Here is a 15735-nt window from a genome sequence, read left to right on the forward strand (position 1 = left end):
CAAAAATAAGAAGAAAATGTAACCAATAGCAGGTGGAACTTCCATAAAATATATAGTTACATAGGGACAAGAAATGTTTTTAAGGAGATTCTGAGATTGAAAACGAAAAAATATATGCTGCTTGTTGTTGTCATAGTTCTACTGCTAAGCCTTGCTGCTATTTTAAATACACAACGTGAACCTTCAACAATTACTATTAATGTAAATGGTCAAGTTATAAAGACGGTAGCTGCCAACCCAGCCTCGCCTGATGATCTTATGATCCCTAAGGCAGTGGCTGAACAGGCACTAAATACACAAATCGGCTGGCAGAAATCCGGACCTCTTCCGCAAGGCATTTACTACAGAGATCAGGTGGCTGTGCTGATGTATCATCATCTTTCCGAGAAGCCCATGCCACAGTTTCCTTGGGTGTTATCGGTTGATCGGTTTGATGATCAAATGAATTTGCTGAAGCAGGAAGGCTTTCATGTGATTACCATGGCGGAATACCGCGAATTTATGTTGAATAACGGCGCAGTTCCGGACAATGCAGTGCTGCTGACCTTTGATGATGGATATGAGAGTTTCTATAAATTGGCGTTCCCTGTCTTGCAAAAATACGGATATACAGCCGTGAATTTTGTTATCGTATCTACAATAGATCACCCAGATCCGAATAGCGTGCCGAAGCTCACTTGGGAGCAAATGCGGGAAATGAAGCATGTAGGGATGGGATTTTATAGTCATACCTATGATTTGCATCATTATGGGATTGTGGATGCCGAGGGCGGGCAGCGGCCAGCTGCAAGTGCCTTGTTATATGTTGATGATGAGAACAGGAATGAGATGAATGTGGAATACTACAGCAGAGTTACACGTGATCTGGCCAAGGCGGAGCAAAGGCTGAAGGAAGAATTGGGCAATACGGATTCGGCAATTGCTTTTCCTTACGGCTCCTACAATGACAGATTGCTGGCTGTTTGTGATTCGCTGGGGATTTCACTGACCTTCAAAATTGAGGATGGGATTAACACCAGAGCGGATCGGAATGCCGTACGAATTAACGGGGGAAGTGAGACACTTACCGCTGCATTAACACTTGACCAGATGAAGCATATCGATTTGCCAATGGAATTGACCTTGAACAACCAAAAGGTGAATATGGTAAGGAATTCTCCTGAAATGAGGAAGGGAACCTTGATGGTTCCGTTTCATCAATTATGCAAAGATCTGCATATAAATATGAAATATGATCCGAAACGCCGAATCGTTGAATTGACTCATATGGATGCAGGAGCATGAAAAGTGTCACTTTTATCGATGATGAGATTACAAAAAGTGAGTAATTTCGTCATTTTAGGCGAATCACTAGTTGCTATAAGTGAATTCCTTACTGTAGACTATAAACAGAGTACTAATTGGTAGGCGAATGGAGAGAACTGATGGAATTGTTTAAGCGTTATTACGCAAATTTAACGGTCCGGCGTTTTTTGATTTTAGGATTGGTTGCTCTACTGCTATTCAGTATTAGAGATATGCTTAATTTGGTACTGTTGACGTTTTTGATTGCGTATGTAATGAATAGCTTTCAAGTGCTGCTCACGAAGCGCATTAACAAATATGTAGCAGTTAACAGCAAAGTGATTATTGTTATTCTATACCTTGCCTTAATCGCTGTAATTGTCATAACCCTCGTTAATTATCTGCCTAAGGTTTTCATACAGATTAAACAGTTAACGAATTTTTTGACCAATTTGACCCCTGAGAACATCCCGCAGAATGATATTGTGCAATATATATTCGCCCAGCTTAAGGATTTGAACTATCAGTCGTACATGAAAGACGGTATTGAATATGTCTTGAAAATAAGCAATTGGGGCACCAGCTTTGTTTTATCAACCATTTTGAGCTTTGTATTTATACTTGAGAAAAACAGGATCGTTAGCTTCACTTCCCGCCTTAAAGAGAGCAAAATCTCTTGGTTCTATGTAGAGCTTGAGTATTTTGGCAGAAAATTTATCTCCTCTTTCGGAAAAGTGATCGAAGCACAAATTCTGATCGCGTTGTTTAATACATGCTTTACGGTGATCGGACTCTGGATTTTAGGTTTTCCTTACCTTTTCGCATTATCCATTATGATCTTCTTGCTTAGTTTAATTCCGGTTGTAGGTTTTGTTATCTCGCTAATCCCACTTTGTATTATTGGTTACAATATTGGTGGTCTAGTCATGACGATATACGTACTGGCAATGATTGCCGTACTGCATTTTGTAGAAGGCTACTTCCTAAATCCTAAACTGATGTCATCCAAAATGAATTTGCCTATGTTCTATACGTTTATCGTGTTGTTATTCTCTGAGCATTATCTCGGGGTATGGGGTCTGATTCTGGGGATTCCGATCTTTGTATTCTTCCTTGATATTCTGGAAATTAACAGAGAGAACAAGATAGGAACTTAGGGATTCTGTTATAAAATAAGTATTAAACATACAAAACCCGGCTAAATGGAAGGTCCATCTAGCCGGGTTTTTTGTGTATGTTACAGCGTCGCTGTATGTATTCCCTTAACCGAAGGAAGTATGGACACTATCTGAAACGATGTCCCTCAGCTCCGCTTTATATGCCGCATACTGCTCGGTTGTTATGCTTCCAGCGGCTAACCGTGAATCCAGTTGATCCGTTAGCTGGGCAACTTGTAGATCGATTACAGCTTCAATATCTTGGCCTTGTTCTGATGCAATATCTTGAAGTGACTTACCGTCATATATGGCCTCGTATAGATCCTCGTCCGTTGGCTGGTTAAGTACCTCCAATAATTCGTCTTGATCCGCGACCTCTGCGGTGGACCATTTTACAGGCGAACTTGCATTAGCGGTAAGACTAGTCCAAGCATTTCCGAAAGACATCACTACAACTACCGTTCCGACTATGATCACTCTTTTTATATCCATTAGAGTCCTCTTTTCTTGTTTGCAATAACTTATCTTGCTTAAGCATCCGTCTAAAGTATCGTTTAAAATGGGTTCTAACTAGTTATATTGTAACCCGTGAAGCTGAACTGAAGCTTAAGCAATATTAAAAATAACCTAAAGATTTAACACGGCTATGATATAGCGATAATACACCACAGGTATACTTTCCAGATGAGCTTCAATGCATATTTATGCATTGAATCACAATCAAACAAATGGGGAGTGTTCGGAGTTTTGAGAATAACAGCAAAAGCTAAACGTTTTCTATCCAGCGTAATTGCCAGCAGTCTGATGTTTGGAATCATGGTTCCAGCAGGATATGCCGAGGAGCAGCAGCTGGAGATGGAGCAGACATCTTCCGAATTAGAGGCGCATTTTGATGAACAGGTTGAGCTCGACACGCTTTTAAGTCAACCGACTGTAATGGCAGATGTGTACGCGGTACCTAACCATCCAGGAGCATTACTGATTACAGAGGTTGTTCCGGATACTAAAAATGTAAAAGGGACAGATGGAACCTCTGTAGATGGTTACGAGTTCGTTGAGGTCTACAATAATACGGACAAGCCGGTTAATTTTAAGGATTATTATTTCTTTTATAATGACAAAGATACATGGGCACCTAATGGTGATGCTGTAATACCGGCGCATGGAAATATTGTTTTCTGGATTATGAACGGCAATAATCTGAATGTTCCTACGGAGGATTTCATCAAAAACTTTAGTCCTTCTGCAGCTTTGCAGGAAGGAGTGAATCTGTTCCGGATCAACGGTGGCGGGGGGATGGCTAATACTTCTGCGCGTAATTTACAAATTAAAAGCAATGCAGGAGATACGTTAATTGTTTCTGCTTCCTATGGAAAAGAACAGGTGAAGGAGAATAACGGGATCTTCTATCAATATTTGCAGGCAGATAGCTCCGTTATGAACCTCATGGCGAATTCGGGAACGGTTGTGGCTACGCCTGGAACCGTAGAGGCAGAACAAGTGCCTGAGCTAGTTCCTGGGGACAAGCAGCCAGTGATTGAACATATCGCACAGAGTAGTGTTGATCCAGCCGATCTCCCTATCAGTGCGAAGATTACTAATCTGGAAAGCGGGGCAGATGGATCACTACCCGTAGTGAAGCTACAGTATGGCTCTCCTTCTCAGGTGAAAGATACGGTAATCACCATGACCTCAAAAGGTGGGGACGATTATGCGGCAATGATTCCTGCAGCTGCGCTGGAAGAGCCGGAGCTGCATTACAGCATCCGCGTTAACAATGTGACAGAGAGTTATTCTGTTCATGTGAATCTGCCGGCGTTCGATCCGAACAATGTGCCACCATTGTTAATCACAGAGCTGCTGCCAAACTCGACGAATGTAAAAGGAACGAGCAGCGACGCTTTTGAATTCATTGAGGTCTATAACAATACCGATGCACCAGTTAATTTCAAGGAATACAAGGTCTATTATCGTTATCCCGATAAAGGTAACGCTTCTGATGTGAAGTGGCCTTCGACACCAGAGAACTTTCTGATTCCTGCACAGCAGTCCGTGGTGTTTTGGGTTATTAATAGTGCAAATAGCACTTACACTGCTAATGATTTCAATACAGAATTCAACACAAACTTAATTGAAGGCACCAATCTCTTTTTGATCAAAAGCGATGGTATGGCGAACTCAGGCCGCCGGGCAGTCGTAATCAAAAGTAACACGGAGAAAGAAATTTCCTCCGCGTATTATGATGCAGACCTCACCTACGATGATGGAGCTAAAGGTGACGATACTAAAGAAAATAAAGCCCTTCTATACAAGTATCCTGTCAATGGACTAAGCAAAATGCTCAAGATCAGTACGGGCTCAGCCGTTCCGTCACCAGGCCATACGGATGTAACACAACTTCCAAACACGCCGATCCATGTGGAGCCGGATACAGAGAAACCATCAGTAGAAGATCTGACGGGCGTAACGGAGATTGACCAGTCGATGGGTCTCGATTTGAAGGCTTTTGCTGATGACAATAAAGCTGTTACTTCTGTGGAGGTTAGAGTATCTTCGGACAAGCAGCCGGAGGCTGTTAGCCACAATCTATCCCAAGACTTCAACGACAGCTTGTATCACTTTAAATTGACCTCTGCTGATTTGATTGGCAGAAATGAAATTCAATATTACTTTGTCGTTTCTGATGGAACGAATGAAACACAATCTCCAGTAATAAAAGTAAAAGTTACAGGAGGACAGGATCAATCCCCACTTCGTTTGAACGTGAAGGAGGGGCAATTGATCAATGGTTCTGTGACCGTAAAAGGAACCTCTGCCACCGCTAAGGCTGATGATTTAGGCTTGAGCATCGACAGTAAGCTACTGGGCAATAACGAGGCATATACTGCACTTGAAAATGATGCCTACTTTGTATTTGAAGCCAAAAATGTGGACTATTATTTTAAAAATGCCATCACGATGGGACCGGAAGAACTAGGAGATGCCAGTATTCTGTATACCTTTATGGACCCGATTACTACGTATACTACATTGACTTTTCCTATTTCTTCTGCCGCTTTACAAGTGGGCGCGGATAATGTGATTTACATTCGGGCGGGCTCTAAATCATCCCCCTTTGACCCTCGTCCTGAGGAGAATAAGGATGATTTTGAAGTGAAAAATGTTCGTCTCCTGCTGGCAGACGGTACCGAAATTTGGGATCCGGCTTATGCAGAACGTGATAAGGAAATCAAGATGGGGGACAGCGCAGGTAAGCACGAATCCCTCGGCTTCCAGTTCGATCTGAAAGCGGATTTGTTCCGTTCAAAGGCGTATAACTGGAATACTAAAGAAGTACCTGACGGAGAACATAAAGTAACGCTTACCGAAGGTGGAACGAAAGTATCATCAAACGTGATTGTCGATAACACGCCACCATCCATTAAAGCATCGATAGAAGAAGGACAAACTTACCGTGGCAATTTTGAAATTGCTGCTGAAGTTAAGGATACCTATGCGGGTGTAGATAAGGTCAGTGTGAAGCTGGACGGTAATGTCATTGAACTGCCCTATGCTACTTCATCCGGGAAGTTATCCGCTGGGGATCATACACTTTCTATCACAGCCTTGGATAAGATCGGCAATCAGGCAGAAAAGGTAATTGCATTCCATGTGCCGAATGAGAATCCATTTGCACCACTGCTTATTTCTCCTACGAACTGGGAGACTGCTGTAGGTACTAATCCGACTTTAAAGGTTAAGGTTGAAGATCCTAATCAGGATAAGATAAACGTTACCTTCTTTAGAGGATTCAAGTACGATGCTAACCATCCAGAGCACGGCTTTGCTGGGTTTATAAACGCATCCGATACAGAGCCACCGAAACAATCCGAACCTGCGGGCGAACAAGCGCTTAGCGGTGACGACTACAGTAAAATAAGTGCGGTGGACGGACAATATTTAATTAATGATGCTGTTGATCAATTCCCTTATCAGCGTTATGAAATTAAGCTGGATGAGTCGGTTAAGGCGTCAGATCGTGTAGATATTGAATGGAAAGGGAATTCGTTGCCGGGACGTAAAGTAAGTCTCTACGCTTGGAGCCCTGCTCAACAAAAATGGGTACAGCTGGATCATTTAATCGCTGGAACAGAGGATTTTGAGCTGAAATCCACGGTTACAGCTGGAGCATATGCTAATGGAAATAGCATTGCCGTAATGGTTCAGGACGAAATTGCTTCTGTGGCTAAGACAGCACCTACAGTAACACAAGATACGTATGATTTCTCTTTTGTATGGATGTCTGATACACAATATTATTCACAGAGCTACCCTTACATTTACCGTAAAAATGTAGAATGGATAGCTGACAACAAAGAGAGCTTGAACCTGAAATATGTAATCCATACAGGAGATGTCGTGGATAAATCCTATCAGGAGTATGAGTGGAAGGAAGCTGACCGGAACATGAAGGTTCTGGAGGAAGCTAACATTCCTTATGGTGTTCTTGCGGGTAATCATGACGTAGGCCATCAAACCGGGGATTACACGAAGTTCTGGGAGTATTTTGGGGAGTGGAGATTCAAGAATATGCCGACCTTCGGTGGCTCTTATGACAACAACAGGGGCCATTACGATTTAGTGTCTGCGAACGGAAATGATTTTGTTATTGTATACATGGGATGGGGATTGGCTGAGGAAGAAATCGAATGGATGAATGAGATCGTTGCCCGTTATCCAGAGCGTAAAGCGATTCTTTGTCTCCATGAATATTTGCTGGTTTCTAATAACCGTGCACCTATTGCGGATAAAATTTTTGAGATGGTTGTGAAACCTAACAAAAACGTAATCGCAGCACTGTCCGGCCATTATCATGATGCTGAGCTTAAGGTGGACGAGCTGGATGATAACGGTGACGGTATTCCAGACCGCAGTGTCTATCAAATGCTGGCAGATTATCAAGGTGCTGAAGAAGGAGGCCTTGGCTATATCCGTCTGCTTCAGTTCGATGTTGCTAATAACAAACTTCGCGTGAAGACTTATTCGCCTTATTTGGATGATTATAACTACTATGATGAAGACGAATATCCAGGCAAAGATGAGTTCGTTCTGGATCTGGATCTACAGCCTGTGACTAAACGTGTGGCTACCGACTATATCGGAGTCAAGGTTTACAGCGATCAGGAAATTTCGGCCAATCAACAAGTAGAGAGTGGCGCGGAGACTCAGGTCATTTGGAGTAAGCTAAATCCGGATAGCTACTACCAATGGTACACAAAGGTTGAGGATGATCACTCCGGCAGTGTGCTTTCAGATATCTGGGGCTTTTACACTGGAAAAGAGGATGTGACGCCGACACCAGAGGTGACACCAACACCGTCGCCAGAGGTAACGCCGACACCTGAGGTATCGCCATCGCCAGAAGTGACGCCGACACCAACACCAGAGGCGACAACGGCACCTCCAGTAGTTTCACCAGTGCCAATAGTGACTCCAACGCCTACCACCACACCGGTAGCGGAAAAAGGAAACATTGAACTGACATTAGGAAGTAATGGAACGTATACAGCTGATCCGTCAGCCTTGAAGAAGCGGATAGAAGAAGCTGCTACAGGGGGAAGCCTAAAGATTAGCGTAGGCGGAGCCGCTTCGGCTCAAGATCAGATTAGAATTGCTCTTGATGCAGCGAGTATACAACAGGCTATCGATAAGAAGCTGAACCTGAATATTGTGTCTTCTAACGTTACATTGAGCGTACCGACAAGCTCCTTACCAGCCATCCCGGCAGGCAGTGATATGCTGCTACTAAGCATTGATATGAGTATGATTTCTGTACAGGCCAATGTCGCTGGAATGGGTCCAGCTAGAGCTACCGTTACGATGAACCTCAGTACATCAGCAGGCGGCAAAGAAACAGCTATCCATCAGCTTAAAGGTACTGTTACGGTTACCTTGACGCTGACTAAGGAACAGCTTGCTAAGCTCGATACGGATTTTGCGGGTGTCTATTATGTAAATGGCAGCACGTTGGAATATTTGGGTGGAGTGTTTAAGGATAATACCGTTACCTTCACAACAAATCACTTTTCCTCCTTTGCGGTGCTGGAATACCATAAGCAATTTAGGGATACTGCTGGCCACTGGGCAGAGTCGTATATTTCCAAGCTGACGGCTAAGCATGTGATTAAAGGGATTGACGATACGCATTATGGACCACAGGCGAATGTAACCCGCGCAGACTTTGTTACACTGGCCATTCGTTCTCTCGGATTGGATGAGGCAAGTGGAGCTATCGCCCAGAGTGCTTTCGCAGATGTATCTAAAGATGCTTATTATGCACAGTCGATAGACAAAGCTGTCCAGCTTGGATTGATCCAAGGCAGTGATGGCAAGTTCCGCCCTAAAGATGCAATTACCCGTGAGGAAGCGGCAGTTGTCTTGCAGAAACTGATGCAGTATAAAGCTGGATCGCAAGCTTCCGTTGCTGCTACTGCAAGCTTCAAGGATATGAATAGCGTATCTGAGTGGGCGAAGCAAGCAGTCATTGATTTACAGGCTAAGGGAATCCTTGACGGCAAGGACAACAATAACTTTGACCCTCGTGGTAAAGTAACCCGCGCTGAAATCGCAAAACTGTTATATGGAATAATTAATTTATAAGATTGGATGGCAAAGGCAGGCAGAGGTGACTCTGGTCTGCTTTTTGTCATTTTTGGCGTGTAGTCTTCATGTTCTTCTATGAAAAAAAGGAAATTCTCACTACTCATATGATTTTTCATATATAATATTTTGGATTAATTTTTAATTTTCAAATTTTTCGAAATAAAAGATAGATTGCAAGGAGTGCAAGTGAAATTAAATATCTCCAATCTGCCACTTCAGGAATCGGGTAAAATATATTTACCGGTTAGAGCGTTATTTACCGGCCGTATAATCTTTTATGCAGGTTTATGATGAAGACAGTCATGCGCTTGTACTGGAAAGTGGTCAATAAGCTTACAAGTTAGAGGGCACCTTTGTGAGTGCTCTTTTTTTGAATTCTTAAAAATACGCACTTGACAGGTAGGAATAAAGGTGTATATGATATCACCAATACTTAAACAGTAATTAAATGAACAGTGAAATAATTCAACCGAGCTGATTGGACCACCAAAGGCTCCCGTACTTTTCCCTTGTCAGGGGTAGGTGCTGGGAGTCTTTTTTTATGGGCTGATTGGGAGAAAGCAGAGGTAAGCATGAGCGAACAGTATTGGAGACAGCTGGAGGAGACGGATTGGGCATTTCGCAAGGCGGTTCGCAGATTCGTGAAAGAGCGGGATAAGGTCGCCGTAGCAGGCATCTCCTTACCAGGCATGCTGATTCTGCACAAAATCATTCGCGATGGTGAGCAAAGGCTAGGAGACTTAGCGGATGAACTAGACTTCACCTCAGGTGCGATTACCGCATTGAGCGATAAGCTTGAGGCGGGTGGATATACCGTACGCAGACGTAAAGAAGGCGACCGTAGAACGGTAATGCTGGATATTACGGATAAAGGCCGCAAGCTGGCGGAGCAGAACAGCAACATCGGAGAACGATGTATTTCGCTTTTGTTTGAGGGGTTTACGGAGGAGGAATTGGCGCAGCAAAATGACTTTTATCAGCGGATCATTAGCAATTTAGAAGGATTCTCGGATATCCTGCTGAAGCTCGCCAAGGAGAATGCAGAGACCTCTCCAACCCTTGAACAGAAGCCACGCACAACCACTAAAAAAAGTAATTATCTTAGCTACTAAAAATTGAAAATAGGAGAGATGAACGATGGGACATTCAACCATTTATCCAACTGGAGCAACCGTATATAACCCTGACAAAGCCTGGAGTGGCTATACTGTATTTCAAGCTGGTGAAGAAGGTGTTGTACTGATAGATATGAACGGTAAAGAGGTGCATTTGTGGAAGGGGCTGCTTGGATTTCCGGCTAAAATCTTCCCGGGTGGTTATGTGCTGGGCAGCACAGGAAGAAGAGATCCCAAATTCGGCATACAGGATAATGTAGATCTGGTACAGGTGGACTGGGATGGGAACATCGTGTGGAAATATAACAGCTATGAACATATAGAAGATCCGGGTTATGAACCCCTCTGGTATGCCCGCCAGCATCATGACTATCAGCGCGAAGGCAATCCGGTCGGATATTTTGCACCAGGGCTTGAACCCAAGGTAGACAGTGGCAAAACGCTAATTCTTGCTCACAAAAATATCTACAATCCTCAGATCTCCGACAAACAATTGCTTGATGACACGATCCTTGAGGTGGACTGGGAGGGGAATATCGTCTGGGAGTGGGCTCCAAATGAACATTTTGATGAGCTAGGCTTTGATGAAGCTGCCAAAAATGTACTATTCCGTGATCCTAACTCACGCTCTTTCGGAAATCTAGGTGGCGGTGTTGGGGACTGGCTGCATATCAATTCGGCTTCTTATGTAGGACCCAATAAGTTTTACGATGCAGGTGACGAGCGTTTCCATCCGGATAACGTGATCTGGGATGCGCGGGAAGCAAATATTATTGCGATAACGGATAAGCGTACCGGAGCCATCGTTTGGAGAATCGGTCCGGATTACTCGCTGCCAGAAGTGAAGCATATCGACTGGATCATTGGCCAGCATCATGCGCACATCATTCCGAAAGGTTTGCCGGGAGAAGGTAACTTACTTGTATTCGATAACGGGGGCTGGGGCGGTTATGGTCTTCCAAATCCATCTTCTCCTTTTGGGCAAAAAAATGCACTCCGCGACCACTCGCGAATTCTGGAGATTAATCCCGTGACTCTTGAGATTGAGTGGCAATATACAGCGGCAGAAGCTGGTTTCTCTGTCCCAACCGATTCTTATAAATTCTACAGTCCATATATCAGCTCAGCTCAACGGCTTCCGAATGGCAATACCTTAATTACAGAAGGTTCTAACGGCAGACTCTTTGAGGTTACGCCAGAACATGAACTGGTATGGGAATATATCTCGCCATTTACGGACTCCAGAAATACCAACATGGTCTATCGTTCCTACCGTGTGCCTTATGCCTGGGTACCACAGTTGGAAGCGCCAGTTGAACAAGCGATTGAGCCAATAGACGTAACACAGTTCAGAGTCCCGGGGGCTGCACCTAAAGGATCGGATTCTGTGGTAAGTGTGGCGACAACCCTGCCCTTTGTTGAAGGAGCTGCTTGTGTGGCGACGACGGATGAAGGCAGCAGCCGCAAGGTAAATTAACAAATTTGAGGAGATGTGTCGGTTGAAAAAATCATGGATCAGCTCAAGCTTTCTGCTCTTATCTTTATCAGTGGTTATCCTTTTATCGGGCTGCAGCTCCAAGGGCGATGCGGCTGCCTCTAATGCCTCTAAAGAGGGAGCGGCGAACAGCAAAGATGAGATATTAAAGATAAAAATTGCTGACATCAATACGAATCCCACTTTTCGGGTGGCATTAGATAAAGGCATCTTTGCCAAACACGGGATTGACGCTGAACTAGTCAACTTTGGTTCCCCTGCGGAAGGTGTAAATGCCCTTTTTATTAAACAGGTGGATGTGGCTTTCGGGGCAGACTTCCCATTGCTGAACGCAGTGGCGAAGGGCGATTATGCTATTATCGCCTCGGCGGGATTAGCGACTGATGAAGCGTCCACTGAATGGAAATTGTTCGTACAGGACGATATTCAGAAGGCTGAAGACTTGAAGGGAAAGAAGCTGAGTTTCATACGCGGCACCTTCATTCCGTACCTTTGGGATGAATATTTGAAAGAGCATAATGCCGCTCTCAGTGATGTGGAGTTAATAGGACAGGGTGCCTTTGATGAAGCTTATATCGCTTTGAAGCAAGGTGCTGTGGATGGAGCATGGTTTTATGGTTCGGTTCTGAATGATAAGCTCTATGCGCTTAAAGGTGTTCATGAACTGACGGATATGTCTAAAACCACGGTTCGATTGGGGATGGGGAATGTAACGGAAAATGATTTTGCGGCTAAGAATCCGCAAGGTATAGCGAATTTCCTAGCAGCGGTGGATGAAGCTGGAGCCTATACTCAGGCTCACCCAGATGAGGTTGCTGATCTGATGTATAAGGAAGTGAAGCAGCCTAAGGAATCTACGATAAAAGACCTGCCGAATAATCCGTGGGCACTAGGATTTACTCAAGCAGCGTATGACAGTTTGACCAAGCAGAAGAAATATATGGTCGACAACGGAATCATCGAGAAGGATTTCGATCTGGATAGCAAGCTGAATCTTGAGCCGCTGGCGAAGGCATTGCCAGAAGAGGTTACGTACAAGAAATAGGGGGAGTTCAGAATGTCATTACCTGCTAAGCAGCATACCATTCATATTGAGCAGCTCCGTAAAAGCTACAGCGAACCAACTGCTGGGGACATTCACTACATTATAAAAGATGTAGATCTCGTAATTAAAGGTGGGGAATTCTTCGTTCTGCTTGGGCCGAGTGGTTGCGGGAAATCAACACTGCTGAATATGATCGCCGGGTTTGTCTCCAAATCTGGTGGGCATCTACGGGTGGATAATGTAGAGGTGAATAAGCCCGGCAGAGATCGGGCGGTTGTGTTCCAGCAGGCGGATTCCTCCTTATTCCCTTGGTTAACCGTCCGGCAGAATGTGGAGTTCGGATTGCGGATGAAGAAAATCGCAAAGGCGGAACGGCACACAATATCGGATAGGTTCATCGGGCTTGTTGGGCTGAACGGGCATGAGGAGAAGTTCCCGAAGGAGCTGTCTGGGGGTATGAAGCAGCGTGTTCAGCTGGCTCGGGTGCTGGCGAATGATCCAGCGATTCTGCTAATGGATGAGCCATTTGGTGCGCTGGATGCGATGACGCGCCGAACGATGCAGAAGGAATTGGTCAACATTTGGCGCCAGACACATAAGACGGTGATTTTTGTAACTCATGATATTCAGGAGGCGTTATTGCTGGGAGAACGAATTGGCATTATGTCAGTAGGACCGTCCTCTAATATTACAGATATTTATGACAATACACTGGCGTATCCGCGGGACGTAACCTCACCGGAATTCTACTCGTTATACAATCAAATTCAAGGTCATTTCGAAGAATAGGATAGGGTGAGACAGATGAGGAAATGGGTGGAGAAGAAGTGGGTTTCCGTAACCCTTCTATGGATTACCGCGCTCTGCGTCTGGCAGCTTGGAGCTGTAATCTATGGCCCCGATGTGATCCCCGGACCATGGAGTACACTTAAGGGCGGACGGGAGCTGCTGGAAGACGGAACCTTGCTGCAATATATAGGGATTAGCTTTTATCGGGTGCTCATTGGTTGGGTACTCGGCAGTTTACTGGCGATTCCCGTAGGACTAATCATTGGGAAGGTGAACTTGATCCGTATTTTTGCGGAGCCTTTCCTGAACTTTATCCGTTTTATCCCGCCGATTGCATTCATTACTTTGTTCCTAGTATGGTTTGGTATTGGGGAGCAGTCGAAGATTGCGTTAATTATGTACGCCACCTTTTTTATCGTGGTGCTGAATACTTTAACCGGTGTGATGTCCGTGGAAGAGGACAAAATCCGCTCAGCCCGCAGTATGGGCGCCAGTGAGTGGCAAATTCTGATTCATGTGGTCGTTCCGGCGACGATCCCTTATATTTTTACGGGTATCCGGTTAGCGATGGGCACCTCATATATGGCGATTATCGGCGCGGAAATGATTGCTTCGAACGAAGGTGTAGGTTATCTGATCTGGAATTCCCGGTTGTTTTTCCGTACGGATTGGATCTTTGTCGGGTTGTTCTGCCTTGGCTTTATGGGCTTCTTTACGGATCGGCTTTTTGGCTGGTTCGGTAAGAAGGTGCTTTACAGATACGGTGTTGTCAGTGTGGCAGCGCGTAGACGGTAGTTATATTCATACATGTAAAACTGCCTGGAAATGTCGGGCAGTTTTTTACTTGGACTGAAGTTTATACGAATATTTTTTGTCATTGTAAGTAAATTGTATTTCTAAGGGAAACGGCGGTCATCTAAAAAAGACGACAGGTCGTTTCTTTTTATTTACAAATATTCCTATTCTCCTTAATGCCGCGAAAATAGTACACGCCTATACTGCAATTGGGTGCCTAACAGTTGGAGCATAAAGAAGCCCGCAAATAAGAAATAGGAGTGAAGGGGAAATCATGAAAAAAGGGATCAAAAATCAATTATCAATGGGTCTAATGTTATCCTTGCTCGTCCTGTTGCTTGCTGCTTGTGGAAATTCAGCCAAGGCTGAAGAAACAACGAATGGAAAGGCTGGCACCAAAGAATTAAGTCTGACTGAGATCGAGAGTAAAGCTAAAGAAGAGGGCAGTATCGTCAGTGTAGGAATGCCGGATTCTTGGGCGAACTGGAAAGATACATGGAGTGATATGGACAGTAAGTATGGTCTTACACATTCGGATACCGATATGTCGAGCGCGGAGGAAATTGCCAAGTTTGATGCGGAAAAAGACAAACCAACGGCCGACATCGGAGATGTGGGGATTGCGTTTGGATCGGTTGCCGTGGAGAAAGGGGTAACACAGCCTTATAAAACATCCTACTGGGATGAAATCCCTGATTGGGCTAAGGACAAGGACGGAAATTGGATCGTCGGCTATCAAGGCACCATCTCTTTTCTGACTAACACTAAGCTCGTGGCGAATCCGCCGAAGAGCTGGGAAGATCTGAAGAACGGCAATTACAAAATCATCGTTGGTGATGTAACCAAAGCTGCTCAAGCACAGATGGCTGTATTGGCCGCAGCGATTGCCTTTGGTGGCGACGAGTCGAACATTGAACCAGGGATTGCTTTTTTCGAGGATTTAGCTAAAAAAGGACGTCTCTCCAATGCAGAGGCTTCCCTTGCCAACATTGAAAAAGGTGAAGTGGAAGTTACCCTGCTGTGGGATTTCAACGCTTTGAATTATAGAGACCAGATCAACAAAGATGGCTTCGCTGTAGCCATTCCACAAGAAGGCAGTGTCGTGAGCGGGTATGCCACGATCATCAACAAATATGCGCCGCATCCTAACGCGGCGAAGCTTACACGCCAATACATCCTTAGTGATGAAGGACAGATTAATCTTGCCAAAGGTTACGCTCGTCCGATCCGTGACAGTGTAACGTTGCCGGATGATGTTGCAGCTAAGCTGCTGCCAAAAGAAGAATATGTCAACGCTAAGCCTGTTGGTGATTACAAGGTATGGGAAGAGACGGCAAAAACCATTCCTCAATTGTGGCAGGAACGTGTGCTTGTGCATTTGAACTAGTATTCATTTCTCTCCAAAAAAGAAGC

At 44.6% G+C, this 15735-nt stretch carries 10 protein-coding genes; 9 read left to right on the forward strand and 1 reads right to left on the reverse strand.

The features are described from left to right. Positions 1-96 precede the first annotated feature (96 nt). Positions 97-1284, forward strand: coding sequence for a polysaccharide deacetylase family protein (locus MKZ16_RS01450; protein ID WP_081393477.1), 1188 nt, complete (start codon positions 97-99; stop codon positions 1282-1284). 140 nt (positions 1285-1424) lie between these two features. Next, positions 1425-2441 carry an AI-2E family transporter gene (locus MKZ16_RS01455; protein ID WP_036687315.1) on the forward strand — a complete coding sequence of 339 codons (1017 nt, stop codon included), beginning with the start codon at positions 1425-1427 and terminating at the stop codon, positions 2439-2441. A gap of 105 nt (positions 2442-2546) precedes the next feature. Here the strand turns inward: MKZ16_RS01455 and MKZ16_RS01460 are convergent, their stop codons facing one another. Continuing rightward, on the reverse strand, positions 2547-2933 hold the full coding sequence (locus MKZ16_RS01460; protein WP_038568262.1) for a hypothetical protein: 387 nt from the start codon (positions 2931-2933) through the stop codon (positions 2547-2549). A 255-nt stretch (positions 2934-3188) separates the two neighbouring features. Here MKZ16_RS01460 and MKZ16_RS01465 point away from each other — a divergent pair, with 255 nt between their 5' ends. The 7 genes from MKZ16_RS01465 to MKZ16_RS01495 all read left to right on the forward strand — a co-directional run bounded on the left by MKZ16_RS01465 (position 3189) and on the right by MKZ16_RS01495 (position 15709). After that, positions 3189-9080, forward strand: coding sequence for an S-layer homology domain-containing protein (locus tag MKZ16_RS01465; RefSeq protein WP_179090055.1), 5892 nt, complete (start codon positions 3189-3191; stop codon positions 9078-9080). A gap of 575 nt (positions 9081-9655) precedes the next feature. Next, on the forward strand, positions 9656-10195 hold the full coding sequence (locus MKZ16_RS01470) for a MarR family transcriptional regulator (RefSeq protein ID WP_036687318.1): 540 nt from the start codon (positions 9656-9658) through the stop codon (positions 10193-10195). Positions 10196-10220: 25 nt separating this feature from the next. Further along, on the forward strand, positions 10221-11675 hold the full coding sequence (locus MKZ16_RS01475; RefSeq protein WP_076107352.1) for an aryl-sulfate sulfotransferase: 1455 nt from the start codon (positions 10221-10223) through the stop codon (positions 11673-11675). A 22-nt stretch (positions 11676-11697) separates the two neighbouring features. Beyond that, positions 11698-12738, forward strand: a complete 1041-nt coding sequence (locus tag MKZ16_RS01480; RefSeq protein WP_076107353.1) for an ABC transporter substrate-binding protein — start codon at positions 11698-11700, stop codon at positions 12736-12738. A 12-nt stretch (positions 12739-12750) separates the two neighbouring features. Beyond that, positions 12751-13527, forward strand: coding sequence for an ABC transporter ATP-binding protein (locus MKZ16_RS01485; RefSeq protein ID WP_036687325.1), 777 nt, complete (start codon positions 12751-12753; stop codon positions 13525-13527). Positions 13528-13542: 15 nt separating this feature from the next. Beyond that, the gene (locus MKZ16_RS01490; protein ID WP_036687327.1) at positions 13543-14322 is read left to right on the forward strand and encodes an ABC transporter permease; all 780 of its coding nucleotides are present in this window, start codon (positions 13543-13545) and stop codon (positions 14320-14322) included. Positions 14323-14596: 274 nt separating this feature from the next. Continuing rightward, entirely contained in the window at positions 14597-15709 is a 1113-nt protein-coding gene (locus MKZ16_RS01495; protein WP_036687329.1) for an extracellular solute-binding protein, read from the forward strand. Positions 15710-15735: the final 26 nt, after the last annotated feature.

The sequence above is a fragment of the Paenibacillus sp. FSL R5-0928 genome (assembly GCF_037970385.1).
GTDB lineage: Bacteria > Bacillota > Bacilli > Paenibacillales > Paenibacillaceae > Paenibacillus_AQ > Paenibacillus_AQ odorifer.

What these genes read in the sequence shown, in the direction of transcription:
- MKZ16_RS01455 (WP_036687315.1), top strand. Translation starts at nt 1,425, where the DNA reads ATGGAATTGTTTAAGCGTTATTACGCAAATTTAACGGTCCGGCGTTTT.
- MKZ16_RS01460 (WP_038568262.1), bottom strand. Translation starts at nt 2,933, where the DNA reads ATGGATATAAAAAGAGTGATCATAGTCGGAACGGTAGTTGTAGTGATG.
- MKZ16_RS01470 (WP_036687318.1), top strand. Translation starts at nt 9,656, where the DNA reads ATGAGCGAACAGTATTGGAGACAGCTGGAGGAGACGGATTGGGCATTT.
- MKZ16_RS01475 (WP_076107352.1), top strand. Translation starts at nt 10,221, where the DNA reads ATGGGACATTCAACCATTTATCCAACTGGAGCAACCGTATATAACCCT.
- MKZ16_RS01485 (WP_036687325.1), top strand. Translation starts at nt 12,751, where the DNA reads ATGTCATTACCTGCTAAGCAGCATACCATTCATATTGAGCAGCTCCGT.
- MKZ16_RS01490 (WP_036687327.1), top strand. Translation starts at nt 13,543, where the DNA reads ATGAGGAAATGGGTGGAGAAGAAGTGGGTTTCCGTAACCCTTCTATGG.
- MKZ16_RS01495 (WP_036687329.1), top strand. Translation starts at nt 14,597, where the DNA reads ATGAAAAAAGGGATCAAAAATCAATTATCAATGGGTCTAATGTTATCC.